Source organism: Streptomyces sp. NPDC058691, from assembly GCF_042714775.1.
Lineage (GTDB): Bacteria > Actinomycetota > Actinomycetes > Streptomycetales > Streptomycetaceae > Actinacidiphila.
Map to the genome: position 1 here is coordinate 114,490 of NZ_JBHXSO010000025.1, position 4,323 is coordinate 118,812.

3 protein-coding genes are annotated in these 4,323 nt (G+C 74.6%); 1 reads left to right on the forward strand and 2 read right to left on the reverse strand.

Going from position 1 to position 4,323, the window contains the following annotated elements:
• The first annotated feature begins 158 nt into the window (after window positions 1-158).
• Entirely contained in the window at window positions 159-926 is a 768-nt protein-coding gene (locus ACFWVC_RS19700; RefSeq protein WP_384287125.1) for a GNAT family N-acetyltransferase, read from the forward strand.
• 44 nt (window positions 927-970) lie between these two features.
• On the opposite strand, the gene ACFWVC_RS19705 is transcribed toward ACFWVC_RS19700, so the two are convergent.
• Complete coding sequence (locus ACFWVC_RS19705) at window positions 971-1,660, reverse strand: response regulator (RefSeq protein ID WP_384287129.1); 690 nt, start codon at window positions 1,658-1,660, stop codon at window positions 971-973.
• Window positions 1,657-4,257, reverse strand: coding sequence for an ATP-binding protein (locus ACFWVC_RS19710; RefSeq protein ID WP_384287134.1), 2,601 nt, complete (start codon window positions 4,255-4,257; stop codon window positions 1,657-1,659). The genes ACFWVC_RS19705 and ACFWVC_RS19710 overlap by 4 nt, the downstream gene beginning before the upstream one ends.
• Window positions 4,258-4,323 lie beyond the last annotated feature (66 nt).

Below are 4,323 nucleotides of genomic sequence, written 5' to 3' on the forward strand. Positions count from 1 at the left end.
CCCCGCACTCCGCGGGCCCGGCCAGCGCGTCGCCCACCCCGCGCACAACAGCCTTCCGGCCCCCACCCCCCCCCCCCCCCCGGGGGGGGCCCACCCCCCGGGCTGGCGGGGGGGCCCCCCCGCCCGTCGGCGTACCGACGCACCTGAGAGAGACGCAGATGATCGAATACACGGGACTCCCCCTCCCCGACGGCTGGTTCCCGGCCGATGTCCCGGGGCCCGTGGCACTCGCGGAGCACGTCCGCGCCACCGGCCACGGCCGGTGGTGGGCGGACCGGCCCGCCGGGCCGCGCGTGGTCGGCGTGGCCTGCGCAGGACACGTCCTGGTGGACGGGGACCCACGCCATACGGACCCGCGGGCCCTGGCTCCGCTGGGTGGCAGCTACGTCCTGGCCCGGTCGCGGTTCCTGCCGGTCCTCGGGGCGGCGTTCGACCGTGTGGTGCCCTGGGAGCGGATGATCTGGCTGCCGTCCGGCCCGGTGCCGCAAGGCCGCCCGCCCCGCGACGTGGAGGTGCGCCGGCTGACGGCGGCCGACGGCGCGGCTTTGGCGGCAGCGGGCCCGGACGCCGCCTGGATCAGCGGCAGTTGGGGCGGTGCGGCGGGACTCGCCGGTTCCGGGCACTGCTGGGGCGCCTTCCGCGAGGGCCGTCCGGTCTCGCTGGCCTGCACGTACTTCCTGGGCACCGGTTACGAGGACATCGCCGTCCTGACGCTGCCCGGACACCGCCGCGAGGGTCTCGCGCTCGCCTGCCTCGCGGGCCTGTGCGCGGACGTCGCCGCCCGCGGCCGCGTTCCGAGCTGGACCTGCTCGCGCGACAACCGGCCGAGCCGGCTGCTGGCGTGGGCGGCGGGCTTCCGGCTGTTCGGCGAGTACGTCCACTTCGCGGTGGGCCGCCCCGTCCGGCACATGGGCCGGGCGGGGTGACGCCACCGGCGGGGGCTCAGGACCCTGGGCTCAGGACCCTGGGCTCAGGCTCCGGGCTCGAAGCGGTAGCCCAGGCCGGGCACGGTGATCAGGTGGCGGGGGTGGGCGGGGTCCGGTTCCAGCTTCTGCCGGAGCGTGGCGAGGTAGACGCGCAGGTAGTTGGTGCGCTTCTCGTTGCCCGGTCCCCAGACCTCGCGCAGCAGCTGGCGGCCGGTGACCAGCCGCCCCGGGTTGCGCAGCAGCGGCATGAGCAGCCGCCACTCGGTCGGCGTCAGGTGCGGTGCCTCGCCGCGCCCGTGGCGGGTGCCGACGGTGAACGCCGCCAGGTCCAGGCGGTATTGGCCGACGTCGACCGTCTGCGGCTCCTCCACGGCCGCGGGGCGGCGGAACACGGCGCGCAGCCGGGCGGCGAGTTCGTCCATGGAGAACGGCTTGGTGAGGAAGTCGTCGGCGCCCGCGTCCAGCGCGGGCACCTTCTCGGCCGGGTCCGACCGCCCGGACACCACGATGATCGGCAGCGGGCTCCACGCGCGGACGCCGAGGATGACGTCGATGCCCGCCATGTCGGGCAGCCCCAGGTCGAGCACGATCGCGTCGGGCGGGTTGAGTGACACCAGCGTCAGCGCGGTGGCCCCGTCGGGTGCCGTGCTGACCGTGTAGTGGCGGGCGGTGAGGTCGATGTCGAGGGCCTTGCGGAAGCCCGGCTCGTCGTCGACGACCAGGACGCGCCTCATGTCAGGGCCTCCTCGTCTCCGGGAGTGAGGGAAGGGGTGGCTTCGGGGGCGTCCGCGACGGGCAGCGACAGCACCATGGTCAGGCCGCCGCCGGGCGTGTCCTCGGGTGTGAGGGTGCCGCCCATCGCCTCGGTCAGACCGCGGGAGAGCGCGAGCCCGAGCCCGAGCCCGGTGGTGTTGTCGGTGTCGCCGAGCCGCTGGAACGGCTCGAAGACCCGTTCCCAGTCGGCGGGCGGGAGCCCGGGGCCCCGGTCGGCGACGCGCAGTTCGACGCGGCCGCCGAGCGCGCTCGCGCCGACCAGGATCATGGTGCCCTCCGGGGCGTGCCGCTGCGCGTTCGTCACCAGGTTGGCGACGACGCGCTCCACCAGGGGTGGGTCGGCCAGTGCGAGCGGTGCCTCGTCCAGACCTTGCGTGACCACAGGCGCGGTGGTGTCGGCGAGGCTGTCCAGGGCGAGCGGCACCACCTCGGCGAACGCGGTCGGCCGCAGCGTCAGCCGGAGCGCGCCAGCCTGGAGCCTGCTCATGTCCAGCAGGTTGTCCACGAGGCGGCTGAGCCGGGCGAGGGACTCCTCGGCCGTCGTGAGCAGTTCGTCGCGGTCCTCGGTCGAGAACTCCACCTCCCGGCTGCGCAGGGAGCTGATCGCCGCCCAGGCGCCGGCCAGGGGTGTGCGCAGGTCGTGCCCGACCGCGGCCAGCAGCGCGGTCCGCATGCGGTCCGCCGCCTTGACGGGTTCGACCTCGGCGGCGGCCTCGGCGAGCCGGGCCCGTTCCAGCGCGGAGGCCACGTGTCCCGCGAAGGCGACCAGGACCCGCCGCTCCGAGGCGGCCAGGCGGCGCCCGCGCAGCACGAGGGTGTCCTGCGGCCCGACGGTGACGGAGACGGTGTCGCCGGCCTCGTCCCGCCCGGTGACCGCGAGGCGGCCGGGCCGGGAAGGTCCGTGGACGAGTTCCGCGGACTCCAGCCCGAAGGCCTCCCGCGTCCGCTGGAGCAGGACTTCCACGGCCTGGTCGCCGCGGAGGATGTTCCCGGCCAGTGAGGAGAGCGTCTCGGCCTCCGCCGTCGCCCCGGCCGCGCGACGCCCCAGCCGCAGGGAGCGGTCCACGATGGTGGCGACCGTGACGGCGACGACCGCGAAGACGGCCAGGGCGAGCACGTTGTTGGTCTCGCCGATGGTGAACCGGCCGATGGGCGGGATGAAGAAGTAGTTGAGCAGCAGCGACGCCGTGACCGAGGCGAGCAGCGCGGAGACCACCCCGCCGATGCACGCGACGCCGACCACCGTGAGCAGGAAGAGCAGGGCCTCGCTGGTGAGGTTGAGGTGCCCGCGGGTGTTCGCGAGCACGACGGTCAGCAGCGCGGGCAGCACGAATCCCGCCACCGGCCCGGAGACCTTGCGGACGAAGGGCAGGTCGTTGCTGGGGGTGGGCAGGAGCCGCCCGCGGCCCGCGCGTTCATGACTGACCATGTGGACGTCGATGTCGCCGGAGCGTTCGACGATGGTCTCGCCGACCCCGCGCCCGGTGACGAAGCGCGACAGCCGGCCGCGCCGGCTCACCCCGACGACGAGCTGGGTGGCGTTCTCGGCCCGGGCGAACTCCAGCAGCGCGGTGGGGACATGGTCGCCGACGACGGAGTGGAAGCTGCCGCCCAGGCTCTCCACCAGGGCGCGCTGCCGGGACAGGGCGGCGGGCGAGGAGTCCGCCAGGCCGTCGCTGCGGGCGATGTGGACGGCCAGCAGGTCGCGTGTGCCGCCCGCGCCGGACGCTCCCCCGCCGGAGGAGCGCTCGGCGATGCGCGCGGCCCGGCGGATCAGCGTCTCGCCCTCCGGCCCGCCGGTGAGTGCCACCACGACACGTTCGCGGGTCTCCCAGACCCGCCCGATGCCGTGCTCCGTGCGGTACTTCTGCAGCGCCTCGTCGACCCGCCCGGCGACCCACAGCAGGGCCAGTTCGCGCAGCGCGGTGAGGTTGCCGACCCGGAAGTAGTTCGACAGGGCGGCGTCGACCTTCTCCGGGGCGTAGACGTTGCCGTGCGCCATCCGTCGGCGCAGCGCCTCGGCGGGCATGTCCACGAGCTCGATCTCGTCGGCGCGGCGGACGACCTCGTCGGGCAGGGTCTCGCGCTGGGGGACGCCGGTGATCTTCTCGACGACGTCGTTGAGCGACTCGAGGTGCTGGATGTTGACGGCGGTGATGACGTCGATCCCGGCGGCGAGCAGGTCCTCGATGTCCTGCCATCGCTTGGCGTGCGCCCCGCCGGGGATGTTGGTGTGGGCCATCTCGTCGACCAGCGCGACCTGCGGGGCGCGGGCGAGGACCGCGTCGAGGTCCATCTCGGTGAAGTCGGCGCCGCGGTAGCGCCGTTCGACGCGCGGGACGACCTCCAGGCCCTCGAGTTTCGCCTCGGTGTTCGGCCGTTTGTGGCACTCGACGTAGCCCACGACGACGTCCGTCCCACGGGCGGCCCGCCGGCGGGCCTCGTCCAGCATCCGGTAGGTCTTCCCCACTCCGGGTGCCGCTCCGAGGAAGACCTTCAGTTTGCCGGGCCGCCCGTGGCGGGCGCCCGGTGCGGCTGTGACGTCTGGCTGCGTCACCAGGAGTCCTTCCTTGCGGGGATGTCACGCCGCCCGGCTGCGCTGTTTGTCTGAGCCCCGGGGCGG

What these genes read in the sequence shown, in the direction of transcription:
- ACFWVC_RS19700 (WP_384287125.1), top strand. Translation starts at nt 159, where the DNA reads ATGATCGAATACACGGGACTCCCCCTCCCCGACGGCTGGTTCCCGGCC.
- ACFWVC_RS19705 (WP_384287129.1), bottom strand. Translation starts at nt 1,660, where the DNA reads ATGAGGCGCGTCCTGGTCGTCGACGACGAGCCGGGCTTCCGCAAGGCC.